Origin of the sequence: Roseomonas rosulenta (assembly GCF_016106005.1) — a bacterium.
Taxonomy (GTDB): domain Bacteria; phylum Pseudomonadota; class Alphaproteobacteria; order Acetobacterales; family Acetobacteraceae; genus Neoroseomonas; species Neoroseomonas rosulenta.
Genome location: NZ_JACADR010000096.1, coordinates 1 through 15,217, shown reverse-complemented (window position 1 = coordinate 15,217; position 15,217 = coordinate 1). Strand labels below are relative to the sequence as shown.

At 71.8% G+C, this 15,217-nt stretch carries 15 protein-coding genes; 4 read left to right on the top strand and 11 right to left on the bottom strand.

Annotated features, from left to right (window positions below; all coding sequences use genetic code 11):
- Positions 1-265 precede the first annotated feature (265 nt).
- The gene (locus tag HW578_RS13280) at positions 266-2,089 is read right to left on the bottom strand and encodes a hypothetical protein (protein WP_198371029.1); all 1,824 of its coding nucleotides are present in this window, start codon (positions 2,087-2,089) and stop codon (positions 266-268) included.
- Between the two features lie 133 nt (positions 2,090-2,222).
- Here HW578_RS13280 and HW578_RS13275 point away from each other — a divergent pair, with 133 nt between their 5' ends.
- Complete coding sequence (locus tag HW578_RS13275; RefSeq protein WP_198371028.1) at positions 2,223-3,071, top strand: NHL repeat-containing protein; 849 nt, start codon at positions 2,223-2,225, stop codon at positions 3,069-3,071.
- Positions 3,072-3,121: 50 nt separating this feature from the next.
- Here the strand turns inward: HW578_RS13275 and HW578_RS13270 are convergent, their stop codons facing one another.
- The 6 genes from HW578_RS13270 to HW578_RS13245 all read right to left on the bottom strand — a co-directional run bounded on the left by HW578_RS13270 (position 3,122) and on the right by HW578_RS13245 (position 8,887).
- Complete coding sequence (locus tag HW578_RS13270) at positions 3,122-4,093, bottom strand: Bug family tripartite tricarboxylate transporter substrate binding protein (RefSeq protein ID WP_198371027.1); 972 nt, start codon at positions 4,091-4,093, stop codon at positions 3,122-3,124.
- A gap of 27 nt (positions 4,094-4,120) precedes the next feature.
- Entirely contained in the window at positions 4,121-4,915 is a 795-nt protein-coding gene (locus tag HW578_RS13265; RefSeq protein WP_198371026.1) for a sugar phosphate isomerase/epimerase family protein, read from the bottom strand.
- On the bottom strand, positions 4,912-6,069 hold the full coding sequence (locus HW578_RS13260; protein WP_198371025.1) for a dihydrodipicolinate synthase family protein: 1,158 nt from the start codon (positions 6,067-6,069) through the stop codon (positions 4,912-4,914). Before HW578_RS13260 ends, HW578_RS13265 begins: the two co-directional genes overlap by 4 nt.
- A gap of 63 nt (positions 6,070-6,132) precedes the next feature.
- A complete protein-coding gene (locus tag HW578_RS13255; protein ID WP_198371024.1) occupies positions 6,133-7,287 on the bottom strand; it encodes a Gfo/Idh/MocA family protein in 1,155 nt (384 codons plus the stop codon).
- A 12-nt stretch (positions 7,288-7,299) separates the two neighbouring features.
- Positions 7,300-8,352 carry a dihydrodipicolinate synthase family protein gene (locus tag HW578_RS13250; RefSeq protein ID WP_369407889.1) on the bottom strand — a complete coding sequence of 351 codons (1,053 nt, stop codon included), beginning with the start codon at positions 8,350-8,352 and terminating at the stop codon, positions 7,300-7,302.
- Positions 8,353-8,425: 73 nt separating this feature from the next.
- Complete coding sequence (locus tag HW578_RS13245; protein ID WP_198371022.1) at positions 8,426-8,887, bottom strand: MarR family winged helix-turn-helix transcriptional regulator; 462 nt, start codon at positions 8,885-8,887, stop codon at positions 8,426-8,428.
- A 38-nt stretch (positions 8,888-8,925) separates the two neighbouring features.
- Here HW578_RS13245 and HW578_RS13240 point away from each other — a divergent pair, with 38 nt between their 5' ends.
- On the top strand, positions 8,926-9,354 hold the full coding sequence (locus HW578_RS13240; protein ID WP_232478935.1) for a nuclear transport factor 2 family protein: 429 nt from the start codon (positions 8,926-8,928) through the stop codon (positions 9,352-9,354).
- Positions 9,355-9,416: 62 nt separating this feature from the next.
- On the opposite strand, the gene ald is transcribed toward HW578_RS13240, so the two are convergent.
- The 3 genes from ald to HW578_RS13225 are packed head-to-tail and all read right to left on the bottom strand — an operon-like array spanning position 9,417 to position 12,288.
- Positions 9,417-10,523: an alanine dehydrogenase gene (gene ald, locus HW578_RS13235; protein ID WP_198371020.1), complete on the bottom strand. Its 1,107-nt coding sequence runs from the start codon at positions 10,521-10,523 to the stop codon at positions 9,417-9,419.
- A gap of 11 nt (positions 10,524-10,534) precedes the next feature.
- On the bottom strand, positions 10,535-10,879 hold the full coding sequence (locus HW578_RS13230; RefSeq protein WP_198371019.1) for a DMT family protein: 345 nt from the start codon (positions 10,877-10,879) through the stop codon (positions 10,535-10,537).
- A complete protein-coding gene (locus tag HW578_RS13225) occupies positions 10,876-12,288 on the bottom strand; it encodes an AmpG family muropeptide MFS transporter (protein WP_198371018.1) in 1,413 nt (470 codons plus the stop codon). The genes HW578_RS13230 and HW578_RS13225 overlap by 4 nt, the downstream gene beginning before the upstream one ends.
- Positions 12,289-12,396: 108 nt before the next feature.
- Between HW578_RS13225 and HW578_RS13220 the strand changes: the two genes are divergently transcribed.
- Entirely contained in the window at positions 12,397-12,933 is a 537-nt protein-coding gene (locus tag HW578_RS13220; RefSeq protein ID WP_198371017.1) for a Yip1 family protein, read from the top strand.
- 34 nt (positions 12,934-12,967) lie between these two features.
- On the opposite strand, the gene HW578_RS13215 is transcribed toward HW578_RS13220, so the two are convergent.
- Positions 12,968-14,119: an MFS transporter gene (locus HW578_RS13215; RefSeq protein ID WP_198371016.1), complete on the bottom strand. Its 1,152-nt coding sequence runs from the start codon at positions 14,117-14,119 to the stop codon at positions 12,968-12,970.
- A gap of 329 nt (positions 14,120-14,448) precedes the next feature.
- Here HW578_RS13215 and HW578_RS13210 point away from each other — a divergent pair.
- Positions 14,449-15,217, top strand: a 769-nt coding sequence (locus tag HW578_RS13210; protein WP_198371015.1) for a type VI secretion system contractile sheath domain-containing protein, incomplete at its 3' end; no start/stop codon positions are given.

Genomic DNA, 15,217 nt, shown 5'->3' with positions numbered 1-15,217 from the left:
CCACGGCGCCGGAGGCCGCGCGCCCGGCGGCCCCGCCGGCGACGCCCGCGGCCTGGTCGCAGGCGGTGAGCAGCGCCAGCGTCGCGAGGAGAGGCGCGGCATGGCGCCAGGACAGGGAATGGGCCGGCACGAGCGTCTCCGTTGCTGCGGCAGCCGTCGGGGGGTGCCGTCGGATCAGGGCGTCACGTCGCACGGTAGCCGATACGACGGCGAGCGAAAACAAGGCGGCGCAGGGCAGGGACCGGTGACGGCCTGCTCCGCCGCCTCACGGTGGCGCGCCAACGAGGAACAGCCGGAACCCCGACAGCGCCGGCGGCAGCGCGACCGGATCAAGGCCCGCGACCGGGCGGCCGGCGCGGATCGCCTCCGACACCGCGCCATGGCGCCCGGCCGGCCAGGGGTCACCCGGGCAGACGAGCAGTAGCCGCGCGCCGCGCCTGGCCAGCGTGGCGCGGGCCTCCGCCTCCGGGCCGTCGAGCACGGCGAGGGTGTCGGCGATGGCGGCACCCGCACGGTGATGCGGCAATGCCACCGAGCGATAGGGAGTTCGCCAGGCGAGTTCCGAGCCGATGAACATGTCGCCGGCCAGCAGGATGGGTGCGGGGTCGCCCGGCGAGATCGCGGGGCGCGCCTCGTCCAGCCAGCGCGCCATCGCGGTCCAGTCGCAGGCGTCCTGCGCCGCCGCCTGTTGCTGCGGCGGCTGGCGCCCGAGACCTATGAAAGGCAGCGCCAGCGGGCCGAAGAACACGCCGGCCGCGAGCAGCGCGCGCGGCACTTCGCGGCGCGGCCAGGTGCCATGCACCAGCATCGCGACCACCCCTGCCCCGGCGATCGCCGCCGGTGCCACGAGGTCGAGCGCAAAGCGCTGCGCGAGGAAGGCCGCGGCCAGCGTCGCCAGCAGCGCGGCGGCCAGCACCAGGGCCGCCGGCCAGCGTCCGTCGCGGATCCAGCCGGGAAAGGCGAGTACGAGCGCGAGAATGGCGAGCGGTACGCCGCCGCCAAGCAGCACCACCACATCCATCGCGCCACCGGGGCCGAGAGGGGGCAGAGGGCGGTTCTCCGAAATGGCCGGATGCAATAGCCGCAGGTAGGCAGGATCCGCGCTGCCGAGCGGCCCGCGCAGGCTGTCGGGAAACAGCGCGATGAGCAGCCCGCAGGCCACGACGCCGGCGGCCCCTGACAGCATGGCGCGCCACAGGCGCGGCGCCGCCCCGAACTGCCGCGCCACGGCGAAGACCGCCGCGAGCAGCAGCGCCAGCGCCAGGTGGTGCACCGAGACCTGGTCGTAGGCGACCACCAACCATTCGGCGGGCGCGTGTTCCACCGCGATCGCCAGGGCGAGCATCGCCGCCATGCCGAGCGCGATGGCAAGCCCCTGGCCCGCCACGTCCCGGCCATCCTGCGCCAGCACCACCACCAGCCCCGCCGCCGCCAGCACCGGTACGACCACCAGCACCACTTCCGGCCCGACCCAGAGTCCGAAGCCGTAGGCCGCCCCGGCCGCCACAGCGACGCCGGCACGCGCGCCCGGCAGGAAGGCGCGCAGCGTCGCGCCCAGCGCGATCACGATGGCGAGTAGGATCAGCGCATGGTGGTCCGCGCGCCCGACGGCGCTGTAGGCCCGAGCCGCGGGCATCGTGCCGGTGAGCAGCACGGCGAACCACGGCGCGCTGCCGGGCCAGATCGCCTGCGCCGACCAGCCCGCCGCCACCGCCGCCAGCACCAGCAGCACCGGCGAGATGAACAGGCCGACGAGGAACATCGCCTGCGCCGGCGCCAGGCCGCCGAGCCGTTCGACCGCGAGCGCCGGCAGCAGGATCAGCAGGTCGAGCGGGCGCGTCCATTGCACGACCAGGCCTTCGGGCGCGGCGACGTGCCGTTCCAGGTCGTCGAACCACCCGCCGCCCTCGCGCAGCGCCAGCACCCGCAGCAGCCGCAGATACCCGTCGGCATCGGCGAGGCGGTCGAGCGGTAGGACACCATCGGGCTGGGCCAGCAGCGCGAGATGCGGCAGCGCGACGATGATCACCGCGAAGCAGACCAGGGCGGCGCCGATTCGTGCGGGGGCCTGCGCCGATGCGAACGACATTCCGAAGCGGAGCCCCCAAATTGCCTTGCGAACCCTGTCCATTGCGGATGCGTCGCGTCAAGGCGCAGGCGCAGCGGCTTGCCTGCCGGGGGGTGTGGCGGCACGCTGCCCGTCCCGCCGAGGAGACCCGCCCATGCCCCGCCACGAGCTCCGCGTCCGCCTTGGCGAGACGATGTATCGCGTTGAACGCCCCTGGGGCGAGGTGCCGACCGGGCAAGGCGTTCCCAGCGACGTAGCCTGCGATGCGCAGGGCCGCATCTATGTCCAGCTGCGCCAGGACCCGATGACCGATGCCGAGGCGCCGGCCGTGGTCGTGCTGGCGCCCGACGGCCGACGCATCGCCGCCTGGGGCGGGGCGGAGGTCGCGGATGGCCACATGCTGTCGGTCCATCCCGATGGGCGCGTCTTCGTCGTGGATCGCGACGCGCAGGAGATCATCGTCTTCTCGCCAGAGGGCAAGCGCCTAGGCGGCATCGGCAGGCGCCACGCGCCGGGCGATCCCTTCAACGCGCCCTGCGACGTCGCCTTCGGCCCGGATGGCAGCATCTATGTTGCCGATGGCTACGCCGCATCGGTCGTGCACCGCTTCAGCGCCGAGGGCACGCCGCTCGGGCGCTGGGGGCGCCAGGGCAGCGGCCCCGGGGAATTCACCACGCCGCATTCGGTCTGGGTGCTGCCCGACGGCCGCGTGACCGTGGCCGACCGCGAGAACAACCGCGTGCAGGTCTTCACGCCCGATGGCACCTGGCTGGCCGACTGGCGCGGCAACCACAAGCCGATGAGCGTGCACGGCGCGCCCGATGGCGGGCTGTATGTGACCGACCAGGTGCCGCAGCTCTCCCTCCTGTCGAAGGATGGCGCCATCCTGGGGCGCTGCCGGCCGGTGCTGAACGGCGCGCATGGCATGTGGCGCGGCCCGGATGGCTGCATCTTCCTCAGCGAGCAGAACCCGCCGCGGATCACGCGCCTCGTGCCTGCCTGACCGCCGCGGCCGTTCGGCGCAGGACGAAGGCGCGGGCGCGCCGCCCGCCGTCAGTTCACGGTGATGCGCGCCTCGCGCACCACACGCGCCCATTTCGCGCTCTCGGCGCGCAGGATTGTTGCGAGTTCCTCGGGCGTCGAGACCACGCCCTCCGCACCCGCGGCGACAAGGCGTTCCTTCACCGATTGCTGCGCGAGCGCGTCGCGGATGGCGGCGTTGAAGCGCGCGACCGCCGGGGCCGGCGTGCCGGAAGGCGCCATCACCGCCCCCCAGGAGGTGGCCTGCGCGTCGGCCAGGCCGATCTCCGCCATGGTCGGCACATCCGGCAGCAGGGCCGAACGCTGCGCCCCCGTGACCGCCAGCGCGCGCACGCGCCCCGACTGGATCTGGCCGATCGCGGACGGAATCTGGTCGAGCATCATCTGCACGTTGCCCGCCACCAGGTCGTTCAGCGCCGGCGCGCTGCCGCGATAGGGCACATGCGTGATGTCCGCCCGCGCGGCGAGCTTGAACAGCTCCGGCACGGTGTGCGTGGAGGAGCCGGACCCCGCGGACCCATAGGAGAGCCGCCCGGGCTGCGCGCGCACGAGCGCGAGGAACTCCTGCGCAGTCGTCGCCCGCACCTGCGGGTTCACCACCAGCACATGGTCGGTGGTGAAGGCCATCGAGATGGGCGCCAGGTCGCGCAGCGGATCGAAGCCGAGGCTGGCATAGAGATGCGGGTTCACCGTGAGCGTGCCGGTCGTGCCCATCAGGATGGTGCTGCCATCCGCCGGGCTGCGCACCACGGCCTCGACGCCAATATTGCCGCCGGCGCCGGTGCGGTTCTCGACCACCACGGGCTGGCCGAAGGCCTCCTGCATGCGTTCGGCCAGCACGCGCGCGACCACGTCGGTGGCGCCGCCGGCGGGGAAGGGCACGACGAAGCGCGTCGGGCGCGTCGGCGTCCAGGGGGCCTGCGCGCGTGCCACGGCGGGGGCAAGCAGCGTGGCGGCGATCAGCGCGCGGCGCATGGCGTTCATGGTCGTTCTCCCGGTTCGTTGTCGTTGTCAGCAGAGGGCGTGGCGGGCCTTCACCTCGCGCAGCACGGCCTCGGGGTCCTGCGCCCACCAGTGGCTGGACAGGATCTCGACCTCCACGCCGCCGCCCCAGCCGGATGCCTCGGCCATGGCGCGGATGGCTGGGATGTCGATCACGCCCTCGCCGGGCAGGCCGCGGTCGAAGACCAGGTCGGTCGTGGGCACCTTCCAGTCGCAGACGTGGAAGCCGGCGATGCGGCCCTTGGCGCGCGCCATCTGCCGCGCGAGGTCCGGGTCCCACCAGACATGGTAGACATCGACGGCGACGCCGGTGCCCTCGCCGAGCTCGTCGCACAGGTCCAGCGCCTGGCCGAGGGTGGAGAGTACCGAGCGATCCGCACAGGTCATCGGGTGCAGCGGTTCCAGCGCAAGCGTCACACCCGCGGCGCGCGCCTCGGGCAGGATGGCGTGCAGGCCGTCGCGCATGATGGCGCGCGCGCCGGGCAGGTCCTTGCTGCCCTGGGGCAGGCCGCCGCAGACCATCACCAAGCAGTCGGCGCCGATGGCGTGGGCTTCCTCGATGGCGCGGCGGTTGTCGTCGATCGCGCCGGGAAGGTTGAACATCCCGCCGCGGCACAGGCCCGTCACCTTCAGCCCGGCGTCGCGGATGTGCTTAGCGGCGGCCTGCGTGCCCATCGCCTGCAGCACGTCGCGCCAGGGCGAGATGCCCGGGATGCCGTGGCGCGCGCAGGCCTCGATGCATTGCGCGAGGGTGAGCGCCTTCACCGTGATGGTGTTGAGGCTGAGCGGCCCCGGCGCGGTCATGCGACGCCGTGCAGCGCGAGCAGCGAGCGCATGCGCGTCACCGCCATGTCGGGGTCGCGCAGCAGGCCGGCGCGGTCGGCCAGGCGGAACAGTTCGGAGAAATGCTGGATGGAGCGGGTGGATTGCTGCCCGCCCACCATTACGAAATGGTCCTGGTGGCCGTTCAGCCAGGCCATGAAGACCACGCCCGTCTTGTAGAAGCGCGTGGGCGCCTTGAAGATGTGGCGACTGAGCGGGACGGTCGGCGCCAGGATGTCGTGAAAGGTGGAGAGGTCGTTGCGCGACAGCGCGGCGAGTGCGCCCCCCACGGCCGGTGCGATCGGGTCGAAGATGCCCAGCAGCGCGTCGGAATGGCCCTGGTCGTCGCCGGCGATCAGTTCCGCGTAGTTGAAGTCATCCCCGGTGTACATGCGCACGCCGCGCGGCAGGCGGCGGCGCATGGCGATCTCCTTCTTGTCGTCCAGGAGGGAGATCTTCACGCCGTCGACCTTGTCGGCATGGGCGTGGATCACGGCGAGCGCCGTCTCCATCGCCGCCATGTGGTCGTGGTTGCCCCAATAGCCTTCCAACGCCGGGTCGAACATCTCGCCGAGCCAGTGGATGATCACCGGCTGCTTCACCTGCGACAGGATGCGGCCATAGACGCGTTCGTAGTCGGCCGGGCTGCGGGCGGCCTTGGCCAGCGCGCGGGAGGCCATGAGGATGATGCGCCCGCCCATCGCCTCGACGGCCTCGCATTGTTCCTCATAGGCGCGGATCACGTCGTCCACCGTGACGTCCGGGCCGGGCGTGAGATGGTCGGTGCCGGCGCCGGAGGCCATCACCGCGCCGGGATGGTCCTTCATCGCATCGAGCGAGCGGCGGATCAGTTCCTGCGCACCCGTCCAGTCGAGGCCCATGCCGCGCTGCGCCGTGTCCATGGCTTCCGCGACACCGAGGCCGAGCGACCAGAGATGCTTGCGGAAGGCGATGGTGCGGTCCCAGTCGACCTTCACGTCGAGCCAAGGGTCCTGTTCCGCCAGCGGATCGGCCACGACATGTGCGGCGGCGAGTGCGACGCGCGGGAAAGGCGGCGTGGCCCTCGCGAAGGCGCGCGGCGGGCGGGTGGTGAAGGCCTCGACGGTGGCGCCGTTCGGCAGGTTGATCGTCGGCATGCTCGTTGCTCCTCTGGTGATCCGATTCAGACCTGCGCGCCGTACGGCGCGTCCGTCATCGGATCACACCTCCAGCTTCGGCAGATCGATCCAGCGGCGTTCGGCCCAGGACTTCAGCCCCGCTTCCGCGAGCTGCACGCCCTTCGCACCCGCCAGTAGGTTCCACGGATAGTCGGGGCGTTCCCCGGCGACGTGCCTGAGGAATTCCTCCCACTGCACGCGGAAGCCGTTGGGGAAATCGGTCGTCGTCGGCACTTCCTGCCAGCCGGCGAAGAAGTCGATGGTCTGCGGCTGGTCAGGGTTCCACACCGGCTTCGGCGTCGCGACGCGCGACTGCGTCCAGCACTTGTGGAGGCCGCAGATCGCGGATCCATGCGTGCCGTCCACCTGGAAGGTCACCAGGTCGTCGCGGCGGACGCGCGTGACCCAGGACGAATTGATGTGCGCGATGGCACCCCCCTCCAGCTGGAAGGTTGCATAGGCCGCGTCGTCGGCATCCGCCTTGTAGGGCTTGCCGTCCTCCCCGATGCGCTCGGGGATATGCACGGCGCCGAGGCACGAGACCGCCTCCACATTGCCGAACAGGTTGTCCAGTACGTAGCGCCAGTGGCAGAGCATATCGAGGATGATGCCCCCGCCCTCGGCCTTCTTGTAGTTCCAGGACGGGCGCTGCGCGGGCTGCAGGTCGCCTTCGAAGACCCAGTAGCCGAAATCGCCCTTCACCGAGCAGATGCGGCCGAGGAAGCCGCTGTCGATCACCATCTTTAGCTTGCGCAGCCCGGGGAGGAACAGCTTGTCCTGCACGACGCCGTTCTTGATGCCTTTCTCCTTCGCCAGGCGCGCGACATCCAGCGCATCGGCCAGGTTGTCCGCCGTCGGCTTCTCGCAATAGATGTGCTTGCCGGCGGCGATGGCCTTGCGCAGCAACCCCGCGCGCATCTGCGTCGTCGCAGCATCGAAGAAGATCTCGTCCTTCGGGTCCGCGAGGCAGGCATCGAGGTCGGTGGATACGCGCGAAATCCCGTGCGCCTTCGCCAGCGCCTCCAGCTTCGCCCTGTTGCGCCCGACGATCACCGGGTCCGGCATGATGGTGTCGCCATTCGCCAGCTTCACGCCGCCATCGGCGCGGATCGCCGCGACCGACCGGATCAGGTGCTGGTTCATCCCCATCCGGCCGGTAACGCCGTTCATGATGAGGCCGATGCGGCGTTCTGCCATGTGTCGTCTTCCCTACGAAAGCCAGCGATGGAGATTGTCGCGGACGAAGGCATCGTCCGTCAGGGTCGGGTAGCGTTCGGCCACGGCGGTCAGGAGGTCGGCCTGGCCCGGCGAGAGCGATTCGTGCTCATCGAGGCACCAGGTGCCTTCCAGCAGCCCCTGGCGGCGCAGGATTTCATGGCAGCCGGCGATCACGCCATGGAAGTCATGCGCGACGTCGAAGACGGCGGCGTTCATCTCGGTGACCGCGGCGTCCTGCGCCAGCAGGTCTGGCGGGATCGGCCCGCGCACCGCCGCGCAGCGGGCCTGCAACTCCACCGCCGCGCGGGTCCAGACGCTCCAGTGGCCGAGCAGCCCGCCCACGATCCGCAGCGTGGTCGGCACGCCGCGATGCACCAGCGTGAAGGGCGTCAGCAGGTCGGCCACGATGTGGTCGTCATTGCCCGTGTAGAGCGCGATGCGATCCTGCGCGCCGGCTTCCAGCACACCGCGCAGCACGTCCAGCGTAGCATAGCGGTTGAACGGCGCGATCTTGATAGCGATGACGTTCTCGATCGCGGCAAAGCGCTTCCAGAACGCCGCCGATAGCCGCACGCCGCCCACCGCCGGTTGCAGGTAGAAGCCGAAGAGCGGCATCTCGGCCGCGACGGCCGCGCAATGCGCGATCATCTCGTCCTCGGAAGCGCCCTTCCACGCCGCCAGCGACAGCAGCACCGCATGGTAGCCGAGGCTGCGCGCGACCTGCGCCTCGGCCACCGCCTGCGCGGTGCGCCCGATCGCGCCGGCGACCAGGATCGGCCGGCGCGGCTGCTCCGCCGCGGCCTCCGCTGCGATTCTCAGGACCGGCTCGTACAGCCCGCGCTCGCGGATTGCGAACTGCGTGGTGTGCACACCGACGGCCAGCCCGCCCGAACCGGCATCGAGGTAGTAGCGAGACAAGGCGCGCTGCCGGCGCGGATCAAGGGCGCGCGCCGCATCCAGCGCCAGCGGGTGCGCCGGTATGACGCAGCCGGCACGCAGGCGTGCGGCCAGGCCGTCCGGCCATTCCTCCCAGCGCAGCCCCACAGCGTTTCCTCCGTGCATGGTAACTGTCTGGTTACGTAGGACGCGAGCCGCCAGGCGGTCAAGCGGGGCAGGTTCAGCCGCGACCCTGTTCGGTCTCCAACGCCGTGACCCAGTGCTCGAGCGCGCGTCGCAACTGCGCCGCCCGGCGTGGCCCAAGACGGGCGGCGACGCGCGCCTCCGCCTCAGCGCTCAGCGCGATCAGCCGCGCCAGGACGCGTTCGCCGCGCGGCGTGAGGCGCACCAGGCGGGCGCGCCCATCGGCGGGATCGGGCGCGCTGCGCAGATGCCCCGCCGCTTCCAGCGCCTCGACCAGATAGGCCATGGACTGCTTGGTCATTCCCGCCCGCTCGGCCAGCGCCGTCAGTCGGGACCCGCCGGTGGCGATGTGGCGGAACACCGCGGAATGCGCGGGCCGGATCTCCGGGAAGCCATGTGCGGCGAGACCGCCATACACTTCCTGCTGAAGGGCCTCATAGGGCAGGCGGAGCAGGGCGCCGAGGGTGCGGCGACGTTCGGGGGCGGGGCGGTCGTCCATGCCGCATCTTGACAGATCGTCATATGAACTGTCTATTGATGGTCAGACAAACTGACGAGAACGCCGCCATGGACGACATCTCCCGCAACCTCGCCACGGTCGAGGCGCATATCCGCGACGAAGCGCGCGACCCCGCGGCCGTCATGGCCCTCTATACCGACGACATCGTGCTCGAGATGCCCACGCGCGGCCTCACGCTGGTCGGCCGCGCCGCGATCGAGGCCAACTACCGCGCCATGTTCGGCTCCATGGCGGAGGTCGAGATCATCCCAGGCACCCGCTTCGCCACCGCCGATCACGTGGTCGATGACTGCACGGCGCGCTTCCGCCTGGTGGGCGATGGCGTGGCGAATGCGCCTCTGCCGGTCGGCAGCCATGTCGAGCTGCGCCTGATGCACCTCTTCGCCATGCGCGACGGCCGCATCGCGCGCGAGACGGTCTACGAGGGCTGGAGGCGGATCGGCTAGAGCCGTTGGTTTGGGCGACGATCTTCACCCGATCAGGTGATTCCACCTGATCGGGATCTGCCTTAACCCGGCAGGGCCGCCAGCGGCAGCCCGAGCGCGGCGGCCACCGCCGGATGCGTCACCGCCCCGGCATGGACGTTCACGCCGGCGGCGAGGTGCACGTTCTCCGCGGCGGCGCGCCGCCAGCCCTTGTCCGCCAACTGCAGCGTGAAGGGCAGCGTCGCATTGTTCAGCGCCACCGCGGATGTGCGCGCGACCGCGCCGGGCATGTTCGTGACACAGTAATGCACCACGCCATCGACCACATAGGTCGGGTCGGCATGGGTGGTGGGGCGCGACGTCTCGAAGCAGCCGCCCTGGTCGATCGCGACATCCACCATGACGCTGCCCGGGCGCATGCGCGACACCGTCTCGCGCGAAACCAGCCGCGGCGCCGCGGCCCCGGGCACCAGCACAGCGCCGATCACCAGGTCGGCGTCGAGTACCGCGCGCTCCACTGCGTCGCGCGTCGCGAACACCGTGTCCACAAGGCCATTGAACTCGATGTCGAGTGCGGCCAGCACGCGCGGGTTGCGGTCCAGCACCGTGACATTGGCGCGCATGCCATTGGCGATGCGCGCCGCGTTCGATCCCACCACGCCGCCGCCGATGATCGCGACGCGCCCCGGCGGCACGCCCGGCACGCCAGACAGCAGAATGCCCGCCCCGCCGGCCTCCTTCTCGAGGCAGCGCGCGCCGACCTGCACGGCCATGCGCCCGGCCACCTCGCTCATCGGCGCCAGCAGCGGCAGGCCGCCCAGCGCATCCGTCACCGTCTCGTAGGCGATGGCGGTGCAGCCCGAGGCCATCAGCCCTTCCGTCTGCGCGCGGTCGGGCGCGAGGTGCAGGTAGGTGAACAGCACCTGGCCGGGCTTCAGCCGCGCCCATTCATGGGGCTGCGGTTCCTTGACCTTCACCACCAGCTCAGCGGCGTCGAATACCGCGGCGGCATCCGGCGCGATCCGCGCGCCGGCGGCGACATAGGCCTCGTCCGGGAAGCCGATCGCGGCTCCGGCCTGGGTCTCGACCAGCACCTCGTGCCCGTGCAGCACCAGTTCGCGGACAGACCCGGGCACCAGTCCCACGCGGTACTCGTGGACCTTCACTTCCTTCGGGACGCCGATGCGCATGGCCGCCTCCTTCACTCCACCGGCAGGAAGATGAACACGACCGCGGCCACGAGGCACGCCCCGGCGGCGAGGAAGTTCCAGCGCAGCGTCTCGCCCAGGAAGGTCACGGAGAACACGCCGAAGACCGCCAGCGTGATCACCTCCTGCATGACCTTCAGCTGTTGGCCGCTGAAGGTACCGTAGCCGATCCGGTTGGCCGGCACCGCCAGGCAGTATTCGAAGAAGGCGATCCCCCAACTCACCAGCACCGCCAGCCACATCGGCCAGGATGGCGCCTTGAGGTGCCCGTACCAGGCGAAGGTCATCAGCACGTTCGAACCCACCAGAAGCAGCGGTGTCACGATCCAGGGGTTCATGGGGGTGGCTTCTCCTCCGCCGGCAGGCGCTTCAGCAGGAACACCATGATCATCAGCGCCGGCAGCGCCGCTGCCGTGGTCAGCAGGAAGAACCACGACCAGCCCAGCCACGCCGCGAGGAACCCCGCGCCGGCGCCCAGCGTGCGCAGCGGCACCGCCGCCAGGGACGACAGCAGCGCATATTGGGTGGCGGTGAAGGACCGCGAGGTCAGCGCCGAGAGCCAGGTCAGGAAGGCGGCATCCGCGAGCCCATCGGTGAAGTTCTCGATGCCGACCTGCGTCCAGAGCATCGGCATGGAATGCCCCGCCTGCGCCAGCGCCACGTACATCAGGTTCGACAGCATCTGCGTGATGCCGGTCCAGACCAGCGCCTGCTTCACGCCGATCCGCCCGACCAGCCAGCCGCCCGCCACCGCCCCGGCCAGCGTCGCGACCATGCCGAACACCGTGGCGACCGTCGCCACATCCTCCCGCGTGAAGCCGAGCGAACGGTAGAAGGGCGTGGTCATCACCCCGGCCAGCGCCTCGCCCAGCTTGAACAGCGCGATGAACAGCAGGATGGCCAGCCAGTAGGGCCGCCGCATGATGTCGGCGAAGGGCTGCGCCACCGACCGGTCGAGGTGCCATCCCGGCTGCGCGGTCAGGCTGCGCCGCGCATGGTCGGGCAGCATCGCCACCACCACCGGCGCCATCCAGGGCATCACCGCCAGGATCTGCCCGACCCAGGGGCGCTGGCGCAGATGCGCACGCGCCGGTGCGGTGTCGAAGCGGGGGCCGTCGAAGGCCGGGGCGGACGGGCGATCGGGCTCGGTCGCCAGCAGCGTCGCCGCCAGCCCCACCAGCAGCAGCGCGGCGCCGTAGAGGAAGGCGCCGGACCAGCCGATGTACTGCACCAGCAGCAGCGTTCCCGCGCCGCTCGCCAGCAGCGCCAGGCGGTACCCCCAGACATAGGCGGCGAGGCCATAGGCCTGGGTCTCATTGTCCTCGCCCAGGATCTCGATGCGGTAGGCGTCGATGACGATGTCCTGGCTGGCCGAGAGGAACGCCACCAGCACCGCCAGCGCCACGGTCAACCCGACCCCGCCCGCCGGGTCGGTCAGCGCGATGGCGGCGATGCCCGCCATCAGGGCAAGCTGGATGCAGGCCAGCCAGCCGCGTCGCTGCCCCAGCCCCGCCAGCACCGGCGGGCGTAGCGCATCGAGCAGCGGCGACCACAGGAACTTGTTGGCGTAGGCGAGGCCGATCAGCGCCGTCAGCCCGATCGTTCCAAGACTGAGGCCACCTTCCGTGAACCACTGCCGCAGCACCTGCCCCGCGACCAGCGGAAACGGGGCGCCGGCCGCGAAGCCCAGGGCGAGCATCACCGGCAGCCGCCGGTCGGCCCAGCGCGAGAACCACGAATCGAACATCCGGTTCAGGCTGGCAGAAGCCCCGGGCCGCCGCCAGCGCGGCGGGCTTGCCCCGGGACCCGGCCCCTGGGCAGTATCGTCTCGGGAACGAGGGGGAAGGTGACTGGCATGAACCACCTGATCGAACGCGTGAAGGGCATGGCGCTGGCGCCGGCCCAGGAGTGGCAGAAGATCGCGCGCGAGCCGATCGAGCTCGTGCCGGTCTTCACCCGGTACGTGATGATCCTGGCGGCGATCCCGGCCATCGCCGGCTTCCTGCTCCTGCTGTTCTTCGCCCCCGTTACCGCCTTCACCATGGCGATCGTGGGCTACATCCTGACGCTGGTCGGCGTCTTCGTGTCCGCCAAGATCATCGAGATCCTGGCGCCCAAGTTCGGCGGGCAGCCGGATGCGGATGCGGCGCTGAAGCTCGCCGCCTTCGCGCCGACCATCGCCTGGGTCGCGGGCGGGTTCATCATCATCCCGCTGCTGGGCGGCATCGTCGCGCTGATCGGCGGGTTCTATGCGCTGTATACGCTGTACCTGGGCGTGCCGATCGTCATGCGCGTGCCGCAGGAAAAGGCGCTGACCTTCACCCTGGCGGTGATCGGCGTGGCGATCGTGGTCAACATCGCGGTCCGCATCCTGACCGGCGTCTTCATCTGACGCACGGGCGGGCGGCACGCCGCGGCGCCGCCCATCACCTCGACGGCATGCGCGCGACCCAGGCGGCGAGGCCCGCGGTCGCGACCGCGGCGAGGGCGAACACCGCCGCATAGCCGCCGGCGTGCAGCACGGCGCCGAAGGCCAGCGCGCCGGCGCTCTGGCCCAGGAACAGCGCCATCGCGAAGGCCGAGACGGCGGTGGCGCGGGCTTCGGGCAGCGCCTCGGTCGCGCGCGCCTGCAGCACGCCGTGGAACATGTAGAAGGCCATCCCCAGCGGCACCTGCAGCAGCGCCACCACCCACCAGGCCGGCGTCACGGCCAGCCCCGCCAGGGCCGCCGCCAGCATCGCGCCGCCGGCGCCGACCAGGCCGGGCTCGCCCAGCCGCGCCACCAGCCGCTTCGCGGCGCGGGTGTAGATGAAGGCGCCGATGCCGAAGCCCGCCACCACCAGCCCTGCACGCCCGGGCGAAAGGCCGAAGCGTTCGATCAGGAAGGCGCCGATGAAGGGGAAGGCGCCGCCGAACAGCACCGCGCCGTCCAGCGCCGCCGCCCCCATCAGCCGCCGCCCCGCGGGCGCGCGCAGCAGCACGCCGTATTGCGACAGGCCAAGCCCGCGCGTGGTCGCCGCGCGGGGTTCCGGCGCGGCACGGCGCAGCATCAGCACCCCCACCACCAGCGCGAGCGCGGCCAGCACCAGGAAGGAGGCACGCCAGCCCGCGAGCTCCGCCATCACGCCGGAGAGCGGCCCGACCAGCAGCTGCGCCATCACCATGCCGGTGAGAAACTTCCCGATCGTCGCCTGGCGCTCGGCATAGGGCACCGCATCGCCGATCCAGGCGATGGCGAGCGGGATCACCGCGCCCGCCACCAGCCCCGTGCCGGTGCGCAGCACCACCATCGACGACAGGTCCCAGGCCGCCGCCGAGGCCGCCAGCCCGAGGCCGTAGAGCACCAGCGCGATGGCGGCGACCCACACCTTGCCGAAGCGGTCGCCGAGCGGCCCGGTCACCAGCTGCCCGGCGCCATAGGCCAGGCTGAAGCCGGCCACCACCGGCGCGATCGCCGCCACGCCCACGCCGAAATCGGCGGCCAGCAGAGGCAGCAGCGGGTCCATCAGCCGCATCCCGCCGCCGGCAGCGAAGCCGGCGAGGGCGAGCAGGGGAAGCAGGGCAAGGTCGGGGCGCAAGCACGGCCATAGGTCGCCGCGCGCTCCTTGGCGTCAAGCCGCCCCGGCTGCGCCGCCAGGCGATGGCAGCCGTGCAGCAGGCGCGACCCGCACTCTCCCGCCCTGGGGACCGCAGCAGGTCGCGCGGGCGGGATCGGTGGGGTCGCCATCCGCCATGCCGCGCGGCGGCTCGAGCACGATCCGCGGCACCGCGCCCGCTCGTTTCCGCCAAGCCCTGTCGCGAGCGGCCCTGATCCCGCATGGAGAGGAAGCCCGCGCGTGCCCGCGCCGCTGCCGACCGATCCGAAACGCGCTACGCTGCGGGCCTCAGCCACGCAGGACCCAGCCCAATGGCCGACACCACCGATGGCGCCGACGACCCGCTCGCGGCCGTGCTCGCCGCGACCGAGGCGGCGCGCCCCACCGCCGCCGCCAGCGGATCCGAGGCACGGGCCATCGCCAAGGTGGACGCCATGATCGCGCTGCTGCAGGCCGCGATCCGCAACCACCCGCGCTTCGTGGCACTCGAGGCCGCCTGGCGGTCGCTGCACCGCCTGGTGGAGGCGCAGCAGGACGCACCGGTGGTGGTGAAGCTGCTGCCTTTGACGAAGCGCGAGGCCATCCGCGACCAGCGCGCCGTGCAGGACCCCGAGGACAGCGACCTGGTCGCGCTGCTCTGGCACGAGGGCCTCGGCGCGCGCGAGCCCTTCGGCCTGCTCCTGGCCGACATGGCGTTCGGCGCCGAGGCGGAGGATGTGCAGGCGCTGCGCGGCCTCGCTGCCGCCGGCGCGGGCGCCTTCGTCCCGGTGGTGGCGCATGCCGCGCCGGGCCTGCTCGACCTCGAGGACTGGCCGGCGCTGCCCGGCCGTCGGGACCTGGCGCGCGCGCATGAAGGGCCGCGCCACATCGCCTGGCGCGGCCTGCGCGACAGCGAGGAGGCCCGCTTCCTCGCCCTGGTCGCACCCCCCGTGCTGGCCTGCGAGGGCGCTGGGGCGCCACGCTGGACCGGCGGCGGCTGGGTGCTGGCGGCGCGGATCGCCGCCGCCTTCCGCCGCGACGGCTGGGCCGCCGCCATCGAGGGCCGCGAGGACGGCACCGAGGCCGGCCTGCCGCCGATGG